The sequence below is a fragment of the Deltaproteobacteria bacterium genome, from assembly GCA_011773515.1.
Taxonomy (GTDB): Bacteria; Desulfobacterota; Deferrimicrobia; order J040; family J040; genus WVXK01.
Map to the genome: position 1 here is coordinate 9,813 of WVXK01000004.1, position 1,255 is coordinate 11,067.

Annotated in this window: 2 protein-coding genes; both read right to left on the reverse strand. The window is 50.2% G+C overall.

Going from position 1 to position 1,255, the window contains the following annotated elements; all coding sequences use genetic code 11:
• Window positions 1-129 precede the first annotated feature (129 nt).
• Entirely contained in the window at window positions 130-489 is a 360-nt protein-coding gene (locus tag GTN70_00565) for an STAS/SEC14 domain-containing protein (GenBank protein ID NIO15494.1), read from the reverse strand.
• A 179-nt stretch (window positions 490-668) separates the two neighbouring features.
• On the reverse strand, window positions 669-1,255 hold a 587-nt coding region (locus GTN70_00570), incomplete at its 5' end, for an addiction module toxin RelE (protein ID NIO15495.1).

A 1,255-nucleotide genomic window follows, 5' to 3' on the forward strand; every position in this document is an offset into this window, starting at 1 on the left:
GCATTCCCGCAAAATTGTTCGCTGTGGTGAGAGAGGAGGGGAGGTTGGCCAAAAAAACCCCTCCTTTCAAATCGGTCAGGACGAACGGTTCGACCTGTTCATTTCAGAAGGAAGTGCCAGGTCCCACACTCAATGTTTGAGCCATTCGAGAGCTTCTTCTTTTTCCTTGAGAGGAAAGTGTCTCACTTCGATGTTGGGAATTATCTTGTCCCCCATCCGGGCGAGCTTGCCGATCCACTCATTGTCAGAAACCACCGCTTCCTTCTCGAAATCCCGGAAATGCTTCAGGCTGAATGCAATGTCCCGAAGAAGCGCCATCAGGGCTATCCCCTTGAAGCTCTCCACCTCTGCGTATACGCGCAGCTTGTCGTGATCCTCGAGCCTCTTCTCCATGAGTTCGGTTACCATTTCGAAGTCTTCGTCCTCGAACTTGCCGCTGAAGCGAAAGCCGATGATGTTGTCGGCGTCAGTGGGAATCATTTCTACCATCGTTCCCTCCTTTTTTGATGTGGTTTGCATCCCCAGCCACAATCATGGGAGCTTCAGCACGAAAAAAATCTACAGCGAGCCAAGAAGATTATCGGTACACCTATATTATAACAAAATAAAAATAATATAATAAATAGGACAAACCCGAAGGTCAAAACCCGGGGTCAGTTCCCATTTCCTCAGCTTTTTCGCATTTTTCCTAAAAGAGACGATAGGTAATTGGGGTGCAGGTCAAGGTGCTCACCGATCTCCCTGAGGGTATAGCCATAGCTGTCAAAGGCATCGAGGATCCTTTCGTTCCTGATTTTTTTCGAATAGAGGGCTTCGCCTCTAAAGAGGTCGGGCAACCCCGGGCTCCCCGCAACTTTTTGGATTCCTGAAACATTTTGCAGCCCGTCTCTGGGGCATACCTTTTCTCGCGCCTCCTGGACAAACGAATCTGAACCGAGAAAAATCTGGTGTTTCACCGTTTTCAGGGGTGAATCCATCCCGATGCCGGCCAGAATGAAATTTCTATAGATCGCCCGGGCTTCCGATTGAGATGAGCTGAACTGGCTCAGGAGGAATGCCACGTCGAGGAAAGGGGGGCATCGGCAAACTCCCCGTGTTGCATTGTAGCTGCTCCATTTCCATTCAGAAGGGGTCCTCACTATCTTTGCCCTGACCGGGTTCAGGACTATGTATCGGCAGTTTTCCAGGAATTGCTCCTCTCTCTGGACCAGAAAGCTCTTGTATCGCCCCTGCAGGACGTGTCCGAAACGGCTGT

What these genes read in the sequence shown, in the direction of transcription:
- GTN70_00565 (NIO15494.1), bottom strand. Translation starts at nt 489, where the DNA reads ATGGTAGAAATGATTCCCACTGACGCCGACAACATCATCGGCTTTCGC.